General features: G+C 63.4%; 15 protein-coding genes. 8 read left to right on the top strand and 7 right to left on the bottom strand.

Annotation, left to right across the window (positions count from 1 at the left end):
* The coding region (locus tag ABJF10_RS15345) for a DUF1501 domain-containing protein (RefSeq protein ID WP_348545467.1) at positions 1 to 801 on the top strand (801 nt) is incomplete at its 5' end.
* 127 nt (positions 802 to 928) lie between these two features.
* Positions 929 to 1501, top strand: coding sequence for a peptide-methionine (S)-S-oxide reductase MsrA (msrA, locus tag ABJF10_RS15340; protein ID WP_348545466.1), 573 nt, complete (start codon positions 929 to 931; stop codon positions 1499 to 1501).
* Here the strand turns inward: msrA and ABJF10_RS15335 are convergent.
* A complete protein-coding gene (locus ABJF10_RS15335; protein ID WP_348545465.1) occupies positions 1494 to 2756 on the bottom strand; it encodes a glycosyltransferase in 1263 nt (420 codons plus the stop codon). The two genes, msrA and ABJF10_RS15335, sit on opposite strands and share 8 nt — an antisense overlap.
* 79 nt (positions 2757 to 2835) lie before the next feature.
* Here ABJF10_RS15335 and ABJF10_RS15330 point away from each other — a divergent pair, with 79 nt between their 5' ends.
* Genes ABJF10_RS15330 through ABJF10_RS15320 form a run of 3 tightly spaced genes read left to right on the top strand, consistent with a single transcriptional unit; the run spans position 2836 to position 6183 of the window.
* The gene (locus ABJF10_RS15330) at positions 2836 to 3114 is read left to right on the top strand and encodes a YhbY family RNA-binding protein (protein ID WP_348545464.1); all 279 of its coding nucleotides are present in this window, start codon (positions 2836 to 2838) and stop codon (positions 3112 to 3114) included.
* 42 nt (positions 3115 to 3156) lie between these two features.
* Positions 3157 to 4416 (top strand): PQQ-binding-like beta-propeller repeat protein, encoded by a 1260-nt coding sequence (locus ABJF10_RS15325; RefSeq protein WP_348545463.1) that lies wholly within the window; start codon positions 3157 to 3159, stop codon positions 4414 to 4416.
* A gap of 48 nt (positions 4417 to 4464) precedes the next feature.
* Positions 4465 to 6183: a DEAD/DEAH box helicase gene (locus ABJF10_RS15320; protein WP_348545462.1), complete on the top strand. Its 1719-nt coding sequence runs from the start codon at positions 4465 to 4467 to the stop codon at positions 6181 to 6183.
* A 786-nt stretch (positions 6184 to 6969) separates the two neighbouring features.
* On the opposite strand, the gene ABJF10_RS15315 is transcribed toward ABJF10_RS15320, so the two are convergent.
* Genes ABJF10_RS15315 through serS form a run of 3 tightly spaced genes read right to left on the bottom strand, consistent with a single transcriptional unit; the run spans position 6970 to position 10717 of the window.
* Complete coding sequence (locus tag ABJF10_RS15315; RefSeq protein WP_348545461.1) at positions 6970 to 8478, bottom strand: mechanosensitive ion channel family protein; 1509 nt, start codon at positions 8476 to 8478, stop codon at positions 6970 to 6972.
* Positions 8479 to 8510: 32 nt separating this feature from the next.
* Positions 8511 to 9446 carry a tRNA lysidine(34) synthetase TilS gene (gene tilS, locus ABJF10_RS15310; RefSeq protein WP_348545460.1) on the bottom strand — a complete coding sequence of 312 codons (936 nt, stop codon included), beginning with the start codon at positions 9444 to 9446 and terminating at the stop codon, positions 8511 to 8513.
* Positions 9446 to 10717, bottom strand: coding sequence for a serine--tRNA ligase (serS, locus tag ABJF10_RS15305; protein WP_348545459.1), 1272 nt, complete (start codon positions 10715 to 10717; stop codon positions 9446 to 9448). The genes tilS and serS overlap by 1 nt, the downstream gene beginning before the upstream one ends.
* A gap of 131 nt (positions 10718 to 10848) precedes the next feature.
* On the opposite strand from serS, the gene ABJF10_RS15300 reads away from it, so the two are divergent.
* From ABJF10_RS15300 to ABJF10_RS15290, 3 genes are read left to right on the top strand one after another with little or no spacing between them, the layout of a single operon-like run.
* On the top strand, positions 10849 to 12039 hold the full coding sequence (locus ABJF10_RS15300) for a glycosyltransferase (protein WP_348545458.1): 1191 nt from the start codon (positions 10849 to 10851) through the stop codon (positions 12037 to 12039).
* Positions 12032 to 13552 carry a family 1 glycosylhydrolase gene (locus ABJF10_RS15295; protein ID WP_348545457.1) on the top strand — a complete coding sequence of 507 codons (1521 nt, stop codon included), beginning with the start codon at positions 12032 to 12034 and terminating at the stop codon, positions 13550 to 13552. Before ABJF10_RS15300 ends, ABJF10_RS15295 begins: the two co-directional genes overlap by 8 nt.
* Entirely contained in the window at positions 13536 to 13895 is a 360-nt protein-coding gene (locus ABJF10_RS15290) for a TfoX/Sxy family protein (protein WP_348545456.1), read from the top strand. Before ABJF10_RS15295 ends, ABJF10_RS15290 begins: the two co-directional genes overlap by 17 nt.
* Positions 13896 to 13901: 6 nt before the next feature.
* On the opposite strand, the gene tyrS is transcribed toward ABJF10_RS15290, so the two are convergent.
* The 3 genes from tyrS to ABJF10_RS15275 form a co-directional block, all read right to left on the bottom strand.
* On the bottom strand, positions 13902 to 15074 hold the full coding sequence (gene tyrS, locus ABJF10_RS15285) for a tyrosine--tRNA ligase (protein WP_348545455.1): 1173 nt from the start codon (positions 15072 to 15074) through the stop codon (positions 13902 to 13904).
* Positions 15075 to 15198: 124 nt separating this feature from the next.
* Entirely contained in the window at positions 15199 to 15891 is a 693-nt protein-coding gene (locus ABJF10_RS15280) for a hypothetical protein (RefSeq protein WP_348545454.1), read from the bottom strand.
* A 41-nt stretch (positions 15892 to 15932) separates the two neighbouring features.
* The gene (locus ABJF10_RS15275; RefSeq protein ID WP_348545453.1) at positions 15933 to 22136 is read right to left on the bottom strand and encodes a tetratricopeptide repeat protein; all 6204 of its coding nucleotides are present in this window, start codon (positions 22134 to 22136) and stop codon (positions 15933 to 15935) included.
* Positions 22137 to 22749: the final 613 nt, after the last annotated feature.

Raw genomic sequence — 22749 nt, 5'->3', positions numbered from 1 at the left:
GATGGCACGCGGGCGGTTCCTTATCAGGGACAAAAGCGCTGGCACACCATCCTCGATATCTCCAGCCCGGGTGGCGTGGATGCGAAGCTCCAGCGCGATACGCTCGACCTCGTCGGCGCCTTCAATCGCCAGCGCATGGCCAGCGACGGCGACCCGGAGATCGCCACGCGTCTCGCCAATTACGAGCTGGCCTTCAAGCTCCAGACCTCCGCGCCCGAGCTCATGGATTTGAAAAGCGAAAGCGCCGAAACTCTCGCGCTCTACGGCTGCGATCCGGCCAAGCCCTCCTTCGCCCGCGCTTGTCTCCTCGCGCGGCGCATGATCGAGCGCGGCGTCCGTTTCGTGAATATCTTTCACGAAGGTTGGGACGCGCACAGCGATGTTTCCGGCAACTCGAAGCGCAATTGCGCCACCACCGACCAGGCCTGCGCGGCGCTGGTCAAAGATCTCAAACAGCGTGGCCTGCTCGACGATACGCTGGTCATCTGGGGTGGCGAATTTGGACGCACGCCCATGGTCGAGACGAACCCCGCGCTCGGTCGCGCGCTGGGCCGCGACCATCATCCGCAAGCCTTCACCATGTGGATGGCGGGCGGCGGTGTGAAGCCCGGCATGACCTATGGCGCCACCGACGAGATGGGCTTTCACGTCGTGGAAAACCCGGTCGACGTCCATGACGTCCAGGCGACGATCCTGCACCTGCTCGGCTTCGACCACGAACGCCTCACTTACCGTTTCCAGGGCCGCGACTTCCGCCTCACGGATGTGCACGGCAAGGTCGTGAAGGAACTGCTGGCCTGAGCACGCATCGCGCCTTGGGTTGCGCTGAGGCGCAGTCTCGCTAACCTCTCCTAACGTGAAATCGCTCCTGTCCCTCCTATTTCTTGCGGCTTGCACTGCCAGTGTCCTCGCCGACGATGCCAAACCTATGAAAGACCACCCTGCTTCCGACAAGCCCGTCGCCACCCAACGCATCACTTTCGGTGGCGGCTGTTTCTGGTGCCTGGAAGCGGTCTTTCAGCGGCTCAAGGGCGTCAAAACCGTGGCCTCGGGTTACGCCGGTGGAGATGTGCCGAATCCTTCTTACAAAATGGTCTGCACCGGCGACACCGGTCACGCCGAAGTCGTGCAACTCGAGTTCGATCCGTCGGAAGTTTCCTACGAGACCCTGATGCACGTCTTTTGGGCGGCGCACGATCCGACGACCTTGAACCGTCAGGGCAACGATCACGGCACGCAGTACCGCTCGATCATCCTCTACGAAAACGACGAGCAAAAGGCCGCAGCGGAGAAGTCAAAGGCCGAGGCGCAGAAGGACTTCAAGGATCCGATCGTCACGCAGGTCGTGCCCCTGAAGAAGTTCTACAAGGCGGAGGATTACCATCAGGATTACTTCAACACCACGGGTGATCAGAATCCGTATTGCTCCGTGGTGATTCGTCCGAAATTGCAGAAGCTGCTCTCGAAGGGGCTCATCCGCGACGAGCCCTACATCAAGTAGGCGCCAGTGCCTGCTCGACAATATCCGCTGCCTGCCGCAGCCCGTCAGCCTGCTCGATTTCCGCGCGATAACGCTGGGCAGTCTCGCGATAATTTGGTTCCCGCAGGACCTTTTCGAGAGCGGCGCGGAGCCGCCCCGCCGTGAGCCTGGCTGGCGGAACCACTTCCGCCGCACCGAGCCAGGCGAGCCGGCTCGCCACGCCCGGTTGGTCGTTGGTGATGGGGATGGCGACCATCGGTACGCCGTAGCTCAGCGATTCGAGTGCGGTGTTCAGGCCCGCATGGGTGATGGAGAGCGCGGCCCGTTGCAGCAAAGCGAGCTGCGGTGCGATGGAAACGACGATCGGAGTGCCGGCGAAAGACTTGGCCATGGCGGCGGCGTCCTGGTCCCGGCTGCCGAGCGAGATGACCAATTGCACATCGAGTCCGGCGCAAGCGGCCGCGATGGTTTCAAAGATGAATTGTTGCCGATTCTGCAAGGTGCCCATGGAGGCGTAGATGAGCGGGCGCCCGTCGAGTTGATCCCAAGGGAAGGGGATTTCCTCGTGGCTGCCAGGATGATGCCACGGGCCGGTGTAGTGAAAATTCTCCAGCGGTGCTTTGCGTGGAAATTCAAAAAAGGCCGGCTGCTGGGCGACCTGCGCGAGCCGCGAGCCGATGCTGATTCCACCGACCAGCGGAGCGAGGCCGTGCTGCCGGCGATGCGCGTTGATCTCCTGGATGACCGGGCGCGCGAGCCAGTCGAGCAGCGCATTGCCCAAGGCGTTGCGCACGCGGGCCACCCGACCGCGCGCGTACGGCCACGGCAGCACGCCCGGTGGCAAGTGTGGATCGGGATTCATGGCGAGGGCATTGCAGACGGTGACCCATGGCAGTCCCTGGCGATCCGCCACGGTGCCGCCGGCCTGCGAGACCTGGTCCACGAGCAAGGCATCGATCTTTTCGCGAACGATCACGTCGGGGGCGTCCCGCAGGATGGTAGCCGCGCCGCGACGGAGCAGTTCCGCGGTGAATTGGACCGCGCGCAGCCCTTTGAGACTGCCCAATTCTTTCGTGGTCGCTTGCAGCGTTCCCTCGGGAAAATCCTGTTCGCCGATCACCGCGAAGCCCAGTCCGGCATTCTCCGCTTTGCGTCGTGCATCCGGGCGGCCGATGACCGTGACGCGATGGCCGCGCCCTTGCAATTCGCGCCCCAGCGTGGTCATGGGATTGAGGTGTCCGCTCAATTCCGGGCAGATGAGGCCGAGGTGAGACATAGGATGGCGAGGTGGTGGGGTCGTCGATCAGGACAAGCAATGCTTGTCGTACCCTCCTGCGCTGCGCAGATTGAAGCGGATGCCAACGACTTTGACCAATGCCGAAAAACGGGACCTGAAGGCCCGCGCCCAACGCCTCGAGCCGATCGTGAAGCTCGGTCATGGCGGAATGAGCGACGCCTTCCTCCGCAGCATGGACGAGGCGCTCACGCAGCACGGCTTGGTGAAGATGAAGTTTTCCGATCATAAGGAAGAGAAGAAGACGCTCGCGCCGGAGATCGCCGAGCGCACCAGCAGCACCATCGTGATGCAGGTCGGGAATGTGGCCGTCTTCTTCCGGCCCAAGCCGGAGCAGTGAGCGGGCTTGGAACGCGGGGCGCAACGCGCTAGGGTCTGGGTCATGTCCCCCCTCCGACTCTTCCTCCCTCTATTCCTCGCGGCAGCAAGTGGGTTCGCCGCCAACTGGCCCGCGTGGCGCGGCCCGCAAGCCGACGGCGTGACCAGCGAAACCAATCTTCCCCTCAAGTGGAGTGCGACCGAGGGCGTGAAATGGAAGATCGACCTGCCCGAACGTGGGAATTCGACGCCTGTCGTCTGGGGGGACCGCGTCTTCCTCACCCAGGCAGTCGGTCAGCGGCGAACGGTGATGTGCCTCGATCGCCAGGACGGGCACGTGCTCTGGCAGGAAGGTCCGACATGGGATCAGATCGAACGCACGCACCCGACGAATCCATTGTGCTCCGGTTCACCCGTCACCGATGGCGAGCGCGTCATCGCGTGGTTTGGTTCGGCGGGGCTCTATGCGTGGGACCTCGCGGGCAAGGAACTGTGGCACGTGGACCTCGGTAAACAGGACCACCTTTGGGGGTACGGAAGCTCGCCGATGATCAGCGGCGACCTGTGTTATCTCAATTTCGGTCCCGGAGTGCGCAGCTTTGTGGTGGCCCTGGACAAGCGCACGGGCAAGGAGGTTTGGCGATTTGATGTGCCGCCGCAGGCCGTCAAGGAAGGCCCGGGAGGCGGAAATCCAGACTACATCGGCTCATGGGCAACCCCGGCAATGATGGCCATCGGCGGGCATAACCAATTGGTCGTGGCGCTGCCTGGAGCCGTCTTTGGACTCGACCCCGCCAAGGGGAAGGAACTCTGGCATTGCAACGGGCTCAACGCCCTCGTCTATGCACAGCCGTTGCTGGCCGACAACGTGATGGTTGGCCTCGGCGGGTACAGCGGCTTCGCTTTTGGCGCGAAAATGGGCGGAACCGGTGATATCACCGCGACGGATCGCCTCTGGCAGGAAAAACGCAACCCGCAACGCATCGGCTCGGGCGTCGTCGTCGACGGCCGTGTCTATATGGGTAGCGATGCGGGAATCGTGCAGTGCATCGATGCCAAAACGGGACAGCTTGTCTGGGGCGAACGCCCGCAGGCGCCGGGAGGCCGCACGGCGTCGTGGTCCTCGATCGTTCGCTCGGGCGACCGTTTCTATCTCACGACGAAGGCGTCCGACACACTGGTCTTCCGGGTGACGCCGAAGTTCGAATTGCTGGCGGTGAATTCGCTCAACGACGGCATGACCAACGCCTCCATCGCCGTCTCGAATGGCGAACTTTTCATCCGCACGCACGCGCACCTCTGGTGCATCGGCGCGGCGAAATAATCCCGCGATTCCATTCGCGTCGAGCCCCGACGCGCGCTACAAGCCCCGATGCAGAAAAAACCATTCACCGAGCTAGGCCTGTCGCCCGAAGTGCTCAAGGCCGTGGCGAAGATGGGCTTCGAGGAAGCGTCCCCGATTCAATCGGAGACGATCCCGCAATTGCTCACCGGCTCGGATGTGGTCGGGCTTTCACAGACGGGCTCGGGCAAGACAGCCGCCTTCGCGATCCCGGCGATCGAGCGGGTGGATGGCAACTTGAAGGCGCCGCAGGTGCTGATCCTGTGCCCCACGCGCGAACTCGCCATGCAGGTCGCCGAGGAAGTCGCCAAGCTCGCCTTCTTCAAGCGCGGGGTGCGCGAACTGCCGATTTACGGCGGGCAAAGCTACGACCGCCAGCTCCGCGGCTTGCGCGAGGGCGCGCAGATCATCATCGGCACTCCCGGCCGCGTCATGGATCACCTCGAGCGCAAGACGCTGCGCCTCGACCAGATCAAGATGGTCATTCTCGATGAAGCGGACCGCATGCTCGACATGGGCTTTCGCGACGACATCGACAAGATTCTCAGCCAGGCGCCCGCCGAGCGGCAGACGGTCTTCTTCTCCGCGACGATGCCGCCGGCCATCCAGCACCTGGTGAAGAAATTCACCAAGAATCCGGTGAACGTGCGCATTGAGTCGCAGGAGATGACGGTGCCGGCCATCGAACAGATCTATTACGAGGTGGACCGCCGTTCGAAACTCGAGGTCCTCTGCCGGCTCATCGATCTGCAGGACATCAAATACGGGATCATTTTTTGCGCGACGAAGATGATGGTCGACGAGCTCGCCGATCACCTCAAGGCGCGCGGCTACAGCTCCGACAAGTTGCACGGCGATATCTCGCAAGCCATGCGGGAGCGCGTGGTGGCGAAGTTTCGCAAGCGCGGTTTCGAATTCCTCGTCGCCACCGATGTCGCGGCGCGTGGGCTCGACGTCGACGACATCGAAGTCGTCTTCAATTACGATCTGCCGCAGGACGCCGAGGATTACGTGCACCGCATCGGCCGCACCGGGCGTGCGGGCCGCAGCGGACGGGCCATCACTTTCGTTGCCGGTCGCGAAATCTGGAAGATGCAGCAGATCATCCGCTTCACGAAGGGCAAGGTCCGCCGCGAGCGCGTGCCGAGCGCGGAAGAAGTGGAGCAGAAGCGCACGAGCGCCTTTCTCGAGACGCTGCGGGAGACGTTGGAAAAGGGCGAATACAAGCGCCAGGACGAAGTGATCGATCAGTTGCTCGAACAGGGCAATTCGGCCACCGACATCGCCAGTGCGCTGATCCATTTGCTCGGCGGCGACAAGCCCGCGCCGCAGCCGATCGTCGAGGAGCAACCACGGCGTGAACAGCCGCGCTATGAATCCCGCGAACCGCGCGAATATCCGAAATACGAACCGCGCACCGGCGGGGCGCGCAAAGAATCCCATGCGCCGGCCGAGCGCCGGGAAAAACCCTCGCGCTCACCCCGCAGGGAGCCATCGGGAGTTTCGCACGAGCCCGGCATGGTGCGGCTCGCCTTCAATCTCGGCAACGAACATCAAATCACGCCCGGCGACTTCGTCGGCGTCATCGCCGGTGTCACCCGCCTTTCGAAAGAGGTCGTGGGACGCATTGAGATCCTCGACGACTACAGCCTCGTCGACGTCTCCGATGAGTGTGCCAGCATGGTGCTGAAGAAGCTCAACGGCATCAAGTTCAAGGGCCGCAAGCTCGCCGTCAGCGTCGCCCGCTAAAGCGGTTTCGGTTCAGAGACTGCGAAACAATTCGAACCTCACTTCGCGGTGTCATCCTGAGCGAAGTCGAAGGACCCCGTCGATGTACCAGCGGTGTCGCCGGTTGTACGACGGGGTTCTTCGACTGCGTTACACTCCGCTCAGAATGACACGCGAGGAGAGATGTTCCCACGCGACGGGAGACATTTTTTGCCCGGCAGGAGGCGTTCCGAGTGACATTTTCCGCAATGGAGCCAACAGAGCCAATGGAGCAATGCACATTTTCCGCCGGGTTATGGCATCCTTTCGCGCATGAACTTCATCGCGATTCCTCCATCCGAACGGGTGAAAGGCACCCGGTTGCCGCAGCCCTCCGCCTCCAGCCGTAGCCCGCCACCCAAAAGGCTGCCGGCAAGGTTTCGGGAACGGCCAGTCCAGAGTATCCGAGCGGAGCGAGAAGCCACGCGCAGCGTGCCCGCAAGGGTGGCGACGGCGGTCGCCAGCAATCGTGCCTAATCGCGCCTCTTTTTTTTCGACACTGTGCTTCTAAATGAATGGCCCTGAACCCGGCAACCGTGAACTCGGCTCCCGAGAGGAAATCAAGGTGGCTTAAGCAGGGCGGGTAAAGGCCGATCAAGGTAATTCAAGGCATTCAAGGTGCGAAAAAATGGGCGGCATTACCGAAAGACCCGCGCCCCGAGGCCAATGCAAATCAAGGAGTCCCAGGCGAAGAAAAAAAAGCAGCCGATTTAAGGTGCCTTAAGCCCAGTTAAGGCGATTTAAGGTGCGAGTTTTTTTGCGCCACTCCTAAAGCTCGAAGAAGGAGTAGAGTTTCTTGAGGAAGCCCTCGGTGTATTCCTTTTGCTTGGTCGCGAGCTGGGCGCTCTCGGCGCTGGAGGCGACGATGCCTTCGGTCTCCATCCGGCGTTGGGCCAGCAATTCACTGAGCTTTTCCACCAGCGTTTCGTTCTCCTGAAGAATCTCCGCCAGCACTTCCTTGCCGATCTCCCACATCTCGCAATCGGTGCCGGCCACCACGGTCGCGCTGCGCGGAGCCCCGGTGAGCAGGGACATTTCCCCGCAATAATCTCCGGTGCGCAACGTCGCCACGAGTGTATCGGCGCCATTGACCTGTACATAGACGTGCGCCTCGCCGCTGAGCAGGATGAACATGGACTCGCCGGCGGCCCCTTGGACGATCACTTTTTCCCGGCGGCCGAAGCGCAGGAACTTCGCGTGGGCGAGCAGCTTTTCCAACTGTGCTTCATCGAGCAATTGCAGGAAGGGCTGCTTGCGGACCGAGGCGCGGGCCACGGTCATGGTATCCTGCGATTGGGATTTGGCGCGCTCCAGTTGCACGGTGCGGATCGGGAAGGGGATACGAATCCCGTGGCGCTGCGCCGCGTACCACACATTCGTCCGAATGCCATCGACGATGTCGTTGAAGCTCGATTCGTCTTCCAGCCAGAATTTGATTTCGTAGATCACTGCGGAGTCGCCGAAGTCCTTGAGGTAAACCTTGGGTGGCGGCGTGGCGAGCACGCCCCGGGCCGCTCCCGCCGCGCGGGACATCACGTCCTTGATGAAGTTCGGCGGCGTGGCGTAGTCGAAACCCACCGTGACGCGGATCGCGTGCTGGCGCGTGGGGTAGGTCAGGTTGGTGATGGTCGCGCCGACGATCGATTTGTTGGGGATATCGAGATAGATGTCGTCGTTCGTGCGCAGCCGGGTGGAGCGCCAGTTCACCTCGATGACTTCAGCGTGCTGGTTTTCGATCTTCAGCCAGTCGCCCGTCTTGAATGGCTTGCCGATTTCGAGCGCGATGCCGGCGATGATATTGCCCAGCAAATCCTGCATCGCGAAACCGACGATGCCGACGACGACCGTCGAACCGAAGATGACCCCCTCGATGGATTGCCCGTAGACGCCGCCGATGACGACGAAGACGGCGACGATAAACAGGATGAGACCAAAGAGCTGGCTGAGGAATTTGGGCGCCTTGGCGTGCTGATGTTTTTCAAACCACAGCTCCCAGTAATAGCGCCGCATGATCGCCAGGATGAAAATCGTCCCCAGCAGCACGTTGGCGGCGCGCAGCGCGTGCATCGTGCCGAGACGAAAGGGAAAATTCGTGCCGAGAATTTCCAAGGGCAACCACACCGCAAAGGTGATGCAGAAGAGCTGGTAAAGCGGGCCGAGCTGGATGCCGGAGTGGCGCTTGAGAAACCGGCCGAGGCCGATGGTAATCGCCAGCAGGACCGGAATGGCGGTGGCCTCAATGGCGATTGAGGATCCGTCGGTCAATTCGGCGAGCATGGCTGCGGAGTTTAGGGGGGAGTGGACGGCGATCAATCGGAAAGCCCATCGTGCGGCGGTTCGAGGAAGAGCCGCCTGGCGCGCCTCCGGGCATGCCAGCCACCGGGAAGGTTCGCCTTCGCCGGGCCGCCGTTCAGCAGACTGCGCACGGTCTCCACTTCCAGGAAGCCCACATCCGGCACGCTGTGCAGCTTGAGCCACACGTGCAGACGGCGCCGCTGCACGGCCACCGGCTCGGCGGCCAGCGCGGGCACGTTCAGTTCGGGTGGCGTGTCGCCCAGCAGATCGGCGAGCAATTCATCCTCGGCGCGCAGGATCTCCGCGGAACGCCAGATGGCGCGGCGAATCTCGCGCCCAAAGGCCTGCTCCAGCGCGGGCACGATTTCGTGCCGCAGGCGATTACGGGTGAATTTGCGATCGGCATTCGAGGCGTCCTCGATAAATGCGAGTTGATGCATCGCGATGTACGCGTCGATCTCTTCCCGCCACGTACCGAGGAGCGGGCGCGAGATTTGCAGGGAAACGCCATCGACCTTGCGGACGCTCATCGGGCTCATTCCGGCCAGTCCATTGGCGCCGGCGCCGCGAAAGAGATTGAACAGGAGCGTTTCCACCTGGTCGTCGGCGTGATGCGCGAGGAACAGGCGCGGGCACTCGTGCTCCCGCGCCACATGCGCGAAGAAAGAGTAGCGTGCCTCGCGCGCCACGGTCTCCAGCGACTTCTTGCGCCGCTTGGCCAGCGCGGTGATGTCCTCCCGTTGCCGCACGAACTCCAGTCCAAGCTTCGCCGCGAATGTTTCGACAAAGCGCCCCTCCTCGTCGCTCCCGGCCCGCAGGGCGTGATCGAGATGACACACGATCAGCTTACGAAAACCGGCCGCGTGCAACTGGTGCAGCAGGGCGACGGAGTCCCGCCCGCCGGAGACGCCGATCAGGCAAGGCTCTTCCGGCGAAAACCCCGCGTTCATCAGCCAATCCGCTCGGCGCCAAAATGGCCGCGCAACGCCTCGGGAATCACAATGGTGCCATCCGCTTGCTGATATGTCTCCGTGAGAGCCACAAACAGGCGCGGCAACGCGGTGCCCGATCCGTTCAGGGTATGGGCAAATTGGTTTTTCCCATCCGCCGTCTTGCAGCGCAGGTTCATCCGCCGGGCTTGGAAGTCGCCAAAGGTGGAGCAACTGGAAACCTCCAGATACGCATTCTGTCCCGGCGCCCAGACTTCGATGTCGTAGGTCTTGGCCGAGCCAAACCCGACGTCGCCCGTGCATAGCTCGATCACGCGGTAGTGGAGGCCCAGCAATTGGAGGACCTTCTCGGCGTTGGCGGTCAGCGACTCCAACTCGGCAAACGAAGTCTCCGGCGTCGTGATTTTGACCAACTCCACCTTGTCGAACTGGTGGATGCGAATGAGGCCACGCGTGCCGAGACCCGCCGCCCCAGCCTCGCGGCGAAAGCACGGGGTGTAGGCCACGTAGCGGATCGGCAATTGATCTTGCCGGAGAATTTCCTCGCGATGCAGATTGGTCACCGGCACTTCCGCCGTGGGGACGAGATACATGTCGTCGCGCTCGCATCGATACTGCTGCTCCTCGAACTTCGGCAGTTGGGTGGTGCCGACGAGGGCGTCGGAATTCACCAGGAAAGGCGGGCTGATCTCGGTATAGCCGTGCTCGCGTGTGTGCAGATCGAGCAGGAAATTGATCAGCGCCCGCTCCAGGCGCGCGCCGGCGCCCGTGTAGAGGGCAAAACCGCTGCCACTGATCTTCGTGGCGCGTTCGAAATCGAGCAGTCCGAGATCCTTGCCGAGGTCGACGTGGCTCTTCGGGGCGAAGGGGTAGGCGGGCTTTTCGCCCCACGTGCGGACCACGGGATTATCCTCCGCGGAGGTTCCCACCGGGCAGTGCTCGTGTGGCAGATTGGGGACATTGAGCAGCAGGGTGCGCTGCGCCGCTTCGAGTTGCTTGGCTTCATTCTCGAGCGCGGTGATCTCTTCACCGACCGCGCGCACCTGCGCTTCGATGGCTGAAGTGTCTTCGCCCTTCGCTTTCTTCGCGCCGATCTCCTTGCTGGTGCGCTTGCGGTCCGCCTGGAGCTGCTGGAGCTGCGTCTCCGCCGCCCGGCGCTTTTGATCGCAGGCCAGGATTTCATCCACGGCGGAAACCAGCCTCGCGTCGCGTGTCGCGAGGCGCTGTTTCACGAAGTCGGGTTGTTCGCGGAGCAGGCGGATATCAAGCATGGGGCGGATACGCTAGGCGGACGCCCGCGCCTTGGCAACCGCCGAGGCATAGGAGTGGGATGACGGGCCAATCGGGAGTCATTGCGCGCGAAGCTGGCGCGACCGGCGATTCGTTGGCAGCATCGGTCTGTATGAAAAAGCGTGTCCTCATCATCTCGGCCAGCGCCGGCACCGGCCACGTCCGCGCCGCACAGGCATTGGAAAAGGAATTCCGCCTCGACCCGCGGGTCGGCGAAGTCATCCACGAGGACGCGCTGAAGTTCACCAACAAGCTCTTCCGCGATTTCTACTCCACTCTCTACATGAAATTGGTGCGGAGCGCACCGGACGTACTCGGCTGGGTCTATAAGGCGAGCGACGAACCGTGGAAAGGCGAAGCCGCGCGAACCCAGCTCGACCGGCTCAACACGGCCAAGCTCATCCGCTTCATCCAGGAATTCGATCCGCACATTACCGTCTGCACGCACTTCATGCCAGCCGGGATCATCTCGCATTTGCAGGAGAAGCGAAAGTTGCACACGCACCATTCCATCGTCGTCACGGATTTCGACTGCCACGCGATGTGGCTGTCGCGCACGTTCCACCGCTACTTCGTGGCGCTCGATGAGACCAAGGCTCACCTCGAGGCGCTCGGGCTGCCCGCGGAGCGCATCACGGTTTCGGGCATCCCGATCGACTCCGTTTTCTCGCAGCCGGTGGACCGTGAGCTGGTGCGCGCGTCGTACGGTCTGCATCCGGAGAAAACGACGCTGCTCCTGTCGGCAGGTGCGTTGGGAGTAGGGCCCACGGAATTGATCGTCGAGCGTTTGAAGCACCTCCGGCACGATGCGCAGACCATCGTGGTCTGCGGTCGCAGTGAAGAAGTGAAAGCGCGGGTCACGCAGGCGGTGGCGAGCGAGCGCGGTCGATTCTGCATCCTCGGGTACTCCGACCGCATGCACGAGCTCATGCACATTAGCGATCTCTTCATCGGCAAGCCGGGTGGGCTCACCACGAGCGAAGCGCTGGCCTGCGGCTTGCCGATGGCGGTCTTCTCGCCCATTCCCGGCCAGGAGGAGCGCAATGCGGACCATCTGCTGGAGGAAGGCGCCGGCATTCGCTGCAACGAACTCACCACGTTGCCCTTCAAGCTTGATCGTTTGCTCGGTGATCCGACGCGGCTGGGCGCGATGCGGGCCGCGGCGAAAGCCATGGGGCGTCCTGCGGCCGCCCGCTCGGTTGTCCAGACGCTGCTCGACGACCATCTGCCCGGGCTCGCCCTCGACCACGACCAGCGGGAAGCTATCGCACAAGCCGCGTCGCGGACCCCGAGCCATGGGTGAATTCCTTTGGGGTGTGGCGACCTCGGCCTACCAGGCGGAGGGCGGATACAATGGCCCCGGGCAGCCGCAGACGAACTGGGCCGCTGCGGAGCAACGTCGCGACGTGGCGGAGCTGGGTACGGCGGCGGATTTTTGGAATCGCTACGAAGAGGATTTCGCACGCTGCCGGGAACTCGGCTTGAACGCCTTTCGCCTGGGCCTGGAATGGAGCCGCATTCAGCCCACGAAGGAAGATGCGCGCGGGGTTCCGCCCCCTTTTGATTACGCGGCGCTGGATCATTACTCGGTGTTGATTGCCGCCTGCCAGCGCCACGGCCTGGAGCCGGTGGTGACGCTGCATCACTTCGTGCATCCGGCGTGGTTGGGCAGCGATCCATGGCTGGAGGCGACGACAGCCGATTACTTTGCCGAGTACGTCCGCATCGCTGTCGGCTATGTCAATGAGCGGCTCGCGCGACCGATTCATTGGTTCATCACCATCAACGAGCCGAACATGCTCGTGCTCAATTCTTATCTGGGGCGGCAGTTCCCGGTCGACCATCGCCCGGGTTTTCAGCCGATGATGATGGCCTACAATCAACTGCTGCGCGCCCACGTCCTCGCCTACGCCGCGCTGCATGATCTCTACACGGAACGCGGCTGGCCCGCGCCGCTCGTGACCTTCAACAACTACTGCAGCGATGTCTATTGGTCCGACAAACTGCTGCTCGATCTCGTCTGCTTGCGGGAGCGCGGCGTCGCCCGCGACGGCGTGGAGGAATCCATTTGCCAGCAGGCTCACGGTTTCGAGGCCGCGTTCGAGGCTGCCCGGATTCCTTTGCACAAAGACCCGGCCTACTATTTCGGCGCCCTGTTCAAACGGCTCAGCAACTGGGTCGGCTACCGCCGCTTTGACGCCGCCCAGTTCGCTCCCTTTCTCGATACACTCTACGCCCAGCAGCGGACGCGCTTCGTCGATTACATCGGCATCGACTACTACGACCCGTTTGCCGCCCATGCCTTTCGGCTCCCCGTCTTGTGGGATCACGAGTTCAAAAACCGTTCCTTTCGCTCCTGGATGCTGGCCACCGTCACGAGCAAGTGGTGGGACTGGCGCGTGCTCCCGCGGGGACTGCATTTCTTTTGCCAATACTACGCCGAGGATTTCGCCCGCCCGGTGCTCATCGCCGAAAATGGCATGGCGCTGCGCCGCCGCCCCGATGCCCAGCGCCGCCCCCGGCGGGACCGCATGACGCGCAGCCAGTTTCTGCGTTTGCATGTCCACGAGGTCGCGAAGATTCGGGCGGATGGCGTGCCGTTGGCCGGCTATCTACACTGGTCGCTCTTCGACAATTACGAGTGGGGAACTTACACCCCGCGCTTCGGCCTCTATTCCATCGATTTTCCGCGGAGCCTGGACCGCTGCGTCGAAGATCCCGATGGAGACCGCCCGGCGGAAACGTACGCCGCGCTCATTGCCGAGGCGCGCTCGAAAATGCAGTCAACTTCCCAGCTCCATGCCGCAGAAAAGTGAATTCGTCGAATACCTGATCGAGATGCTCCAGCCGCTCGGTGAGATCCGGGCGAAACCGATGTTCGGCGGGTGGGGATTTTATGCCGACGAACGCTTTTTCGCCATCGTGGCGGATGAAGGGTTCTACGTGAAAGTCGACGATGTCAGCCGGGAGGAGTTTGAAACGCGAGGACTGAAGCCGTTTCGTTACGAAGTCCGCGATACGAAAGCCACGATGGACTATTACGAGCCGCCACCGGAGGCGATGGACGACCGCGAACTGCTCTGCGAATGGGCGCGGAAAGGGATCGACGCGGCAGTGCGAAAAGTCAGTGCGAAGAAAAAGCCGCGGAAGAAAAAGTGACGGCGGTTAGCCGACCCGCACTGCGCGTTTCTTGTCGAGCTTGAGCACATCGCCCGCCGCCAGCGCGGGTGAGATTTTCGGATCGGTGATCTTTTCCTCGTGAAGCTGGATGCTTCCTTGCTCCACCAGTCGGCGCGCATCGCCGCGCGATTTTGCGATCTGGTAGCCTTGCTCATAACCCGCGACGACCAGCGAGACGATGTCCTGGTTCACGCCGGCAAAATTCACGATGGGCCACTCCGCATTGTCCACGTCGCGCTTGCTGAATTTCGTATTGAAATCCTCCAGCGCCGCGAGTCCCGCTTCCGGCCCGTGGTAGCGCTCCACGATGCGCCGGGCGAGCTGCTTCTTGGCATCCATCGGATGAATGTCCGGCAGCTCTTCGCCCAGCAGGAGCAGGTAGTAGCGGGCCATGAGCGTGTCGGTGATGCTCATCAGCTTACCGAACATCTCCGCCGGCGGTTCGCTCACGCCGACGTAATTGTTGAGGCTCTTCGACATCTTCTGCACACCGTCGAGACCCTCGAGCAGCGGCATGAGAAAGACGATCTGCTGCGGCTGCCCTTCTTCGCGCTGCAGGTCGCGGCCCACGAGAATGTTGAAAAGCTGATCGGTGCCGCCGATCTCGACATCGGCCTTCACCACCACCGAGTCCCAGCCCTGCATGATCGGATACTGGATCTCGTGCAGGTGCACGGCGTCGCCGCGCTCGATGCGGTTCTTGAAATCCTCGCGTTGGAGCATCTGCTGCAAAGTGACGCGGCCATTGAGCTTCATCACTTCCTCGAAAGTCATCATCTCGAACCATTGCCCGTTGAAAACCGTGCGCGTCCGCTCGGGATCGAGAATCTTGTAAGCCTGCGTTTGAAAGCTCCGGGCGTTGGTCATCACCTGGTCGTGGGTGAGCTGAGGGCGCGTTTTCGAGCGGCCGGACGGATCGCCGATCATCGCCGTGAAATCACCGATGATCAGGATCGCCTGGTGGCCCAGGTCCTGAAATTGGCGCAGCTTCGTGAGCGCCACGGTAAATCCAAGGTGAATGTCGGGCGCCGTGGGATCGACGCCGAGTTTGATATTCAGCGGGCGGCCAAGGCGGAGCTTCGCGAGGAGTTCGGCTTCGTTGATGATTTGAGCCGCGCCGCGCTTTAAAGTTTCGAGCTGCGCTTCTGGTGATTGCATGTGAGGAATGCAACTGACTGGATAAAGGCGTCTTGCCGCGCGAGGCGAGCACGAAATCAACTGCTGGTGCGGAGAAATGCGTATTCGCTCACAAAGCGTGAGCGGTCGTAAAACTTGGGCCCGCCTATTTGTTCTTGTTCAAGAGCTCGCGGATGTCGTCGATGGAAAGCTGCTTGATCGTGCTCATTTTCTCGACCGTACCATCCGAGTACACGACCGATTCTCCGCCATTTCGCCAGTTCGCCAGTTCTTTCGCGTCCAAGGGCTGACCGAGCTTTTTGCTCTCCGGCCCGAGGTACGGCCGCTTGCCATCGGCAAGGGGGCGGGAGGAGGCTACCTTGTTGGCGTCCCATGCTTCCTTGGTTCCGGCGGCCTTGGTTTTAGCCGTCTTGCTGGCAAAAAGATTGAGGAACCGGCCCTTGGTATTCGCCTCGCCCGTGGCGTACTGGCGCTGCCCGGCCTGGTTGGTCTTGGTGCCGAAGTCCCGCGTTTGGTAAGTGTCCATGCGGACCTGCTGGTCGCTGTAGAAGCCTTTCGTCTGCGCTTTCCCCGTGTTGAAACCGTGCGCCGCGGCTGCCGTGGCCTTGTTCGGATCGAAAGCGGCGTTGAGGTTGTATTCCAGGATCTGCGCGCCGCGCTCCGAGTTGACCTCCCGGTTCTCGATGGCCAGCATCCGCTTCCGCTCGGCGGCTCGCGTGTCCTCCTGGAGTTTCTGGCGCTCCGCCTTCGCCTGCTGGCGCGACGCTTTTTCCTGCGGAGTCGCGCACCCCGCCATGACGATGGCAAGCAAAGCGGCGATGGGGAGGGAAAAACGCACGTTGCAGAGATGGCACAGACTGGGCCGCACGTAAAGGGCGGCTAGCCGCCGGAGCGGAGCTTGGTGAGCTGGGCCCGGGCCTGCTCGATTTCGCCCGGATTCTTCGCCACGGCGAGAAAGCTCTCCAGCGTTTCGATGGAGCCCTGGTGATCCCCTCGCTCCTGCTGCAAGGCGCTTAAGCGCGAGGCGATTTCGAACAATTCCGGATGCTGCACGTGAGCCGCGCGCAGATGGGTCAGCGCGCTCTCGGGCTGGCTGGCTGCCAATTCCGCCTGTGCCCAGTCGCCCTGCAAGCGCGCCAGCTCGAGCGAATAGTCCCCCGGTGAATCCGCCTGGGCGGCCAGTCGCTCCAGCAGTTTCACCCCGCGGGCGAAATCATGCGTGGCCGCCGCCAGCTTGCGCAGGCGGACGCCGAAGGCCGGCTGGATGATCGTGGGGTGAGCCTCCGCCAGCGCCAGGGCGTTGGCCGGCTGCCCGGCTTTTTCGAAGTAGGCAAACAACGTGCGGCGCAATTCCTCCGCGCGCGGCAGCGTCAGGTCAAAGTCGTCCATTTCCTCCTCCGCATGGTCGAGCCGGTGCGCGGCGACCATCCACTCGACGATCTCCGGGTAGGAAACATTCGCCGGCACGCTGAAAGCGGCGCGCAGGGTTTTCTTCGCTTCCGCAAATTCGCCCTGCGACGTCTGGAGCCGCGCATAGGGGAGCAGCGTGGCCCAGTTGCGGGCGTAGCGATCGTCGCGCGCCGCCTGGGCAAAGAGCGCCTCCGCCCGCTTCGTGTCGCCGATGTCCGCGAAGCCCTGCGCGACTTTGCCCAAGCTGTCCTCCACCAGCATGGCCCGCAGGGCCAGCGTCTCGAGCCGCGCGCGCGCGGCCTCCGTGCGCCCGAGTTTCTGGAGGGTGTGCGCCAGGTTGAGGAAGTTCTGATCGTTGAGCGGGTTCACCTGCACGATGCGCTCCTGTACGCGTGCCAGCGCCTCGCCGTCGCCGGCTTTTTCCAGCGCGTCCGCCGCCGTTTGCAGCCACGCATCGTTCACATCCTCGCGCGCCAGCAATTGCTGGAGGGTCGTGCCGGTAGCCGGCTTTTCGCCGTCTTCGAGTTGCGCGATGAGCACGGCCACGCCTGCCGGAATCGGGCCGGCCCCGTCCGCCCAAAGAGTCTGCGCCTCGGCCACGAATTCTTTATGCACCTTCAAGCGCGTCGCCTGAGTGCCTGCGAAATCGAGATAGCTGCCCAGCAGTCCCGGATTGTCGCCCGTCGCCGCGAACCGCCGCAACCGCCGCAATTCCCGGCGCGCCACGACCGGCCCATCCTCCGGCGTGAGCAACTCGATGAGCTTGCATTGCAGCGGGAAACACAACCGCGCATCCGTGGTGCGGGCGAGCGCACTTTGCACCGCGGCCCGGGCATGGGAACGATCGTCGCGGGCCGCAAACGCCGCCGCCAGGTTTAGCGCCGGGGTGATGTGCTGCGGCGGCAGGATGCGATCGAGCGTCGTGAGCGCCGCCTCGGGCTGATCGTTTTTGCACTGCAGGATCGCCAGGCGCGCATCGAAATCCGGCCCCGTGCTGCCTTGGAAAAGGGCGAGCGCATCCTTCAGGCGATTCTGGTTCTCGTAGATCGTGGAGAGAGCCAGGCGCGCGGCCAGGTTCCCCGGTTCCATCACGAGCAGCCGTTGATAGGTGGCCAGTGCCTGGTCGGAATGTCCCGCGCGTTCGTGCAACTCGGCGAGACGCAGCAACAGCCGCGTATCGCCGGGCGTATTTTCGACCGCGCTGCCCAGCGCGGTCCGCGCGCCGTCGAGATCGCCCTTGTGCTCCAGCACATCGGCATATTGCAGCAGGAATTCGCGGCGCGCCCCATCGGGCAGCCGGCCGCCTCCGTCGCTGAGCGTCGCGTGCAGCACGATCTCCGGCGTGTCGTTGTCGCCGGCCGCTCGGCAGGCGTTGAGCAGATTGCGGATCGCTTCCGTGTCGTCCGGATCGCGTCCCCAGATCTGCCGAAAGATCGCAATCGCCCGGGCGTGCGCTCCCATGCCGCTCAGCGCATTGGCCAGCGGCGCCAGCCCATCCGCGGGCGACAGGCGGGCGAAGGAATCGAGCCACGGTTGCAACTCACCGGGCGGCGCCACCGCGGCCCGCAGTACGCAGAGCTGCTGGCGAATGTCCCGGCCGAGGTTGGCCGCCTGGTCTCCCTGGAGCTGCACCATCGCTTCATCCGCCAGCGCCTTCTCCCAAAAATAGGCCGCCAGGTTCTCCAGCTTCAGCCCCTCGAGTTGCGCCCCCGTCTCCAGCACGAAACGCAATTGCCGGGTGCCCGACGTCGCCGTTTCATCGAATTGCGTACCCGACAAGGCCCGCATCTCTATGAGCCGGTCGAGGTCCGCCTCCGCCGCCTTCTCGTCGCCCGCGAGGCCGTGCAAGAGCGCCCCGGCCAGCGCCGCATGCAAGGGCTGCGGATTCTTGGTCGCGAGATAGGAGTCCACAAAGGCCGGACGATCCGGCTCCGGCAACAGCAGGTAATACTCGCGCAGCGCCGTGCAGACCGGAGCATCGAGCGAATCGGCAGAGGAGGAAATCGTCTCGCGCAGGATGGTGCGGGACTGCTCCACCTCGCCGAGCATCAGGTGCCAGTGGGCCAGTTCCAGCCCGCAGCTCGCCCGCTGCGAGGAGGTGCTGTCGAAGACCCGCTTCCCGAGCAGGATCGCTTCGCGGAACCGATTGCGGCTGGCGAAAAGCATCGCCGCCTGCCAGCGCCGCAAGTGCGTGCCCTCGGCGAACAGCGCCTCGAGCATCGCGGGCGCGGCTTTCTCATCCGAATCGTCGATCGCCTGGCCGAGCGCGATGAACAGGTAGTCGCGCTCGCTCGGCGTACGATGCTTGTCCTTGAGCCAGTTGCCGAGCCGCTCGAATTGCCGCGACTGCAACGCCAGCCAGATAAAGGCCTGCGCCATCCGGGGATCGCGCGTCTGCTCGCTCATCATCGACTGCACGCGATCGAGCGTGGAGGCGCCATCGCCCGCATAGAAGAGCGCCCAGAGCGCCTCGCTCGGCGAATCCGCTTCCTTGCGCCAGCGGTCAATCCACTTGGCGCGTTCGGGGGTGTCTCCGCCCGCGGCGACGATTTGCGCGAGCTGGCGAATCGCATTCAAGCGCAGGTCGCGGTCGCTCTTCGAGTCGCCGACGTTTTTGTCTGCCGCCTCGTCCACCCAAAAGCTGCGCAGCGCGCGCATCGCCTCGGGCGCCGGCCGGCCATTGCGCTGGCCCACCGTGGCGAGGTAGGCGGTCTGCAGCCGGCCGGCTTCCGTCGGTTTCATCGCCGGGAAGCGCATCGGGTCGGTGGGCTTTTCGGCGGTGGTAATGCGCAGGATCTGCTCGAGGCAGGACCGCGCCTCGGTGGTCTCGCCCGCCTCGAGATCGAGCGTGGCCAGCGACGACAGCGTGTGCCCATTCGTGGGATCGAGCGCCCGCGCCTTGCGCAGCAGGGCGATCGCGCGTTCCGAGGTGCCCCAGGCCAGTTGAAAGTCGACCGCGCGATTGAGCGCCGCCGCGTCCCGGGGAAACTTCGCCACGACCCGGTCCCACGTCTGCCCCGCCGCCTCGATGGCAAAATTCTTCTCCTGCAATTGCGCCAGCTTCTCCAGGCCGTCGGGTGAATCCTGCGGCGCGATGCGCAGCAATTGCTCCTGGAGCTTCACCGCGACGTCGAGCTTGTGCAGGTCCTCGGCTTCGCGGACCAGATCGGGCAAAGCCTCCGCCTGGTTCGGCGCCGCGTAGGAAGCATCGGCGAGCACGTCAAAGGCCGCCGTGATCTGGCCGTTCGCCTTCAAGATCCGGCCCAGCGCCACTTCGGTGAAATAGTCGTCCGCATGCAACCGGCGGCGTTTTTCAAATTGCGTGCGCAACCAATCGAGCAGGTTGTTTTTGCTGCAATGCGTGAGCAACTCGTTGAAGAGCGTGAAGCGCTCACGGTCATTCGTCTCCGCCTCGATGGCCTTGAGTTGAAACTCCGCGGAGGCCTGCGGCTCGCCGAGTCGATCGAGCATATGCAGGAGCGGGGTGAGCGCTTCGCGCCGGCGCGAGACCGGGCTGGCCGCGTAGACCTGCCTCCACGTCGCCAGGGCATCGGGCCAGTGCTCGGCGCGTTGCTCGGTGAGCGCGAGATCGGTGAGCGCATCCGCGTTGCCGGGGTTTTCCGACACGAGCCGCTCGAAGATGGCCAGCGCCTCGTCGATATGCCCGGCCTGCAATTGCAATTGCCCCGCGCGGCGGGAGTAGCTGGCGCGATTCGCCGGGTCGATGCGGGCCAGTTCCGCGAGATTCTGCACCGCGCCCGGCGCCGGGCCGTTCGCCGTCAGGAGCTTCACCATGAACTCGTAACCGGCGATGGAATCGGGGTTCAGGTTCAGCGCCTTTTGCGCGGCGAAGGCCGCGCCCTTGTTGTCGCGGTTCCACATTCTCCAGCGCGCCAGCCGCAGCCATCCGTCTTCGGTGTTCTGTTCGTTGGCGGCTTTTTCGAGGGCGACGATATACTTGTCCAGCGCGGGGTTCGGCTCCGGTCGAGGCTCGACGCCGGAGGTCATGGTGAAGGGCAGGACCGGACGGCCTTCGCGGCCGGCCGGCGCGGCGGCGCGGTAGCTCTCAAAGAGCTTTTGTTCGGCCTCGAATTTTTCCGTGTCGTTCGCGCTGAACTGGACGGCCTTTTCGAAGTCCCCCTGGGCGAGCGGGTAGTCGCCGTGCAGCGCGTGCAGATCGCCGAGCGCGAGCTGGTAATCGCGGCTCACCGGCTGCAGTTTCGCGGCGAGGCCGAGTTCCGCCGCGGCATCTTCAAAATCATTTTGGCCGCGGAGGATCTGCGCGATGCGGGCATGCGCCGCGGCCTGCCGCTCGGGCCGGTCGGTGGAGTGGACCATGCGCTGGAGCACGCGCCGCGCTTCCGCATCGAGATGCTGCGCGAAATAGAAAGTGGCCAGCGCGGCCAGCGCGTCCTCGTCGTTGGCGGCCGCATCCGCGGTGAGATGTTCCTCCACGAAATCGGTGAGCCGGTTTTGCTGGTAGAATTCGAGGGCCTTGGCCCGCACCGATTCGTCGTTCTTGCGGGCGGCGAGCAGGGCGTCGATGCGTTGTTTCGCCGTCCGCGCCGCGTCGCGCTGCACGTCGAGCCTGGCCCGGGCGAAAACGAAATCCACATTGGCCGGCTGGTCTTTCAAGAGCGCGTCGTAGACCGCGGCGGCCTGCTCGGTCTGGTCCATTTGCAGGAGCAGGCGGGCAAACTTCTCCCGGTACTCGAGGTTCTTCGGCGCGAGCGCGGTCAGCTTCTCCAGCCACGCGCGTTGCTGCTCGAGATCGCCGAGCCGTTCGTAGAGCTCGATGAGTTGCAGGCACGCGCCGAGATCGCGCGGATTCTCGGCGGCGAATTTCTTCCAGCGCTCCTCCAGCTCCGTCGCGCGGTGGTAACGCTGGTGTAACCGGATGAGCTGCGACTCGAGTGCGGTGCGCAGCCAGTTGCCGGGGCCGGTCAGCGAGAGCGCCTTTTCCAGCGCGGCGATAGCGGCGTCCTGGCGCCCCGCGCCTTGCTGGATGCGGGCGATCTGCTGCAAGACGAGCGGGCGCTCCGTCGCCCCGGAATGCGCTTCCACGTAGCTCAGATGTTTGATGGCGCGATCGGGCAGAAAATTGCGTTCATAGGAATCGGCGAGCTTGCGCCGCAGCGACAGGTCCGCCGGATTGAGCGCCACCGTCTTTTCCCAAGCCTCCGCCGCCTTGTTCGCCTCGCCCGCGTCGAGCCATGCCGCGCCGAGCTGCAGGAGCGTATCGGGCAGCCGTGGATCACCCGCTGGCAATGCCGTGATGGCTTTCTCCAGCCAGCCAGCGGCTTCGCGCGGATGGGTGCGTTCGCTTTCCAAATGGGCCAGCGCGAGGGCCGGCAGCGGGCTGGTTGCATCCAGCGTCGCCGCATGTTGATAGGCGGCCTCGGCTTCCGGCGCGCGCCCCGCGCGGCGCAAGAGATGCCCGTAGATCAACTGGCCGGCGAAGGAATCGCTGGATTTATATTCGTCGAGCAGTTGCCCCGACTGCCCTTGGTCCGCGTAAATCTTCCACAGCCGGTCCAGCGCCGTGCCTTCCGCAGGCGTGGCTGCGAGCATCTGCTTGTAACGCTCGATGACCTTCGGGGACGCCGCCGTCTCCGCCGCCCGCGCGCCAGGCGCGAGAAGGAGGAGGGAGAATAGAAGAGGCAGACGCCGCATCGTGGAGAAGTTAGCGAGGGTTGGGGGGGCGGAAAGGGGAAAACTAAGGCAGAACATCCAACATCCAACATCGAACACCCAACATCCAATGGCCGCCGCCTGGCCACTCTACGTACGGCCTCGGATCTCTTTCATTGGATGTTGGGTGTTGGATGTTCTGTCTTCTGTCTTTCTCTGTCCTCGCTCCCAAGCTCCGGCATGGGAGCGCACTTGTCTTGGAAGCTCCTGCTTCCCCAGAGCTCCGCACCGCCCGAAGCCGGAGCTTCGCCCACAGGATCATTCCCAAGCTGGAGCTCGGGAACGCGGGGGGAGATTTCGCACCAAGGACGCCAAGGCGGCGATTCTCTAAAATCTTGGCGAGCTTGGCGTCCTTGGCGCGACAGCCGCTCGGGGGATGCGCAGGCGAACCGCACCGAGCAGTTTGGGTTTGGCGAACTTCGTGCTAAGCGGTGAGATCACGGTATGCGATCCGAAGCCGCAACACCGATTGAGGAGCGATATCTCTGGATTGAAGGCAAAGTATCTTCAGCCACCGCAGATTTGGTTAAAGCAGGCTTGCTGAGGCGCAACCGATTTTTGGACCGGTTGTTTGTTTAGTTTGCTGAGTGGATCT

Origin of the sequence: Chthoniobacter sp. (genome assembly GCF_040003245.1) — a bacterium.
GTDB lineage: Bacteria > Verrucomicrobiota > Verrucomicrobiia > Chthoniobacterales > Chthoniobacteraceae > Chthoniobacter.
The sequence above is the reverse complement of the archived record's forward strand: the minus strand, read 5'-3'. Positions and strand labels throughout refer to the sequence as shown.

Bases quoted from the DNA above. Each gene is read 5' to 3' on its own strand.
- ABJF10_RS15335 (WP_348545465.1), bottom strand. From the start codon at position 2,756: ATGTCTCACCTCGGCCTCATCTGCCCGGAATTGAGCGGACACCTCAAT.
- ABJF10_RS15320 (WP_348545462.1), top strand. From the start codon at position 4,465: ATGCAGAAAAAACCATTCACCGAGCTAGGCCTGTCGCCCGAAGTGCTC.
- tilS (WP_348545460.1), bottom strand. From the start codon at position 9,446: ATGAACGCGGGGTTTTCGCCGGAAGAGCCTTGCCTGATCGGCGTCTCC.
- ABJF10_RS15325 (WP_348545463.1), top strand. From the start codon at position 3,157: ATGTCCCCCCTCCGACTCTTCCTCCCTCTATTCCTCGCGGCAGCAAGT.
- ABJF10_RS15290 (WP_348545456.1), top strand. From the start codon at position 13,536: ATGCCGCAGAAAAGTGAATTCGTCGAATACCTGATCGAGATGCTCCAG.
- msrA (WP_348545466.1), top strand. From the start codon at position 929: ATGAAAGACCACCCTGCTTCCGACAAGCCCGTCGCCACCCAACGCATC.
- ABJF10_RS15275 (WP_348545453.1), bottom strand. From the start codon at position 22,136: ATGCGGCGTCTGCCTCTTCTATTCTCCCTCCTCCTTCTCGCGCCTGGC.
- tyrS (WP_348545455.1), bottom strand. From the start codon at position 15,074: ATGCAATCACCAGAAGCGCAGCTCGAAACTTTAAAGCGCGGCGCGGCT.
- ABJF10_RS15300 (WP_348545458.1), top strand. From the start codon at position 10,849: ATGAAAAAGCGTGTCCTCATCATCTCGGCCAGCGCCGGCACCGGCCAC.
- ABJF10_RS15315 (WP_348545461.1), bottom strand. From the start codon at position 8,478: ATGCTCGCCGAATTGACCGACGGATCCTCAATCGCCATTGAGGCCACC.
- ABJF10_RS15295 (WP_348545457.1), top strand. From the start codon at position 12,032: ATGGGTGAATTCCTTTGGGGTGTGGCGACCTCGGCCTACCAGGCGGAG.
- serS (WP_348545459.1), bottom strand. From the start codon at position 10,717: ATGCTTGATATCCGCCTGCTCCGCGAACAACCCGACTTCGTGAAACAG.
- ABJF10_RS15330 (WP_348545464.1), top strand. From the start codon at position 2,836: ATGCCAACGACTTTGACCAATGCCGAAAAACGGGACCTGAAGGCCCGC.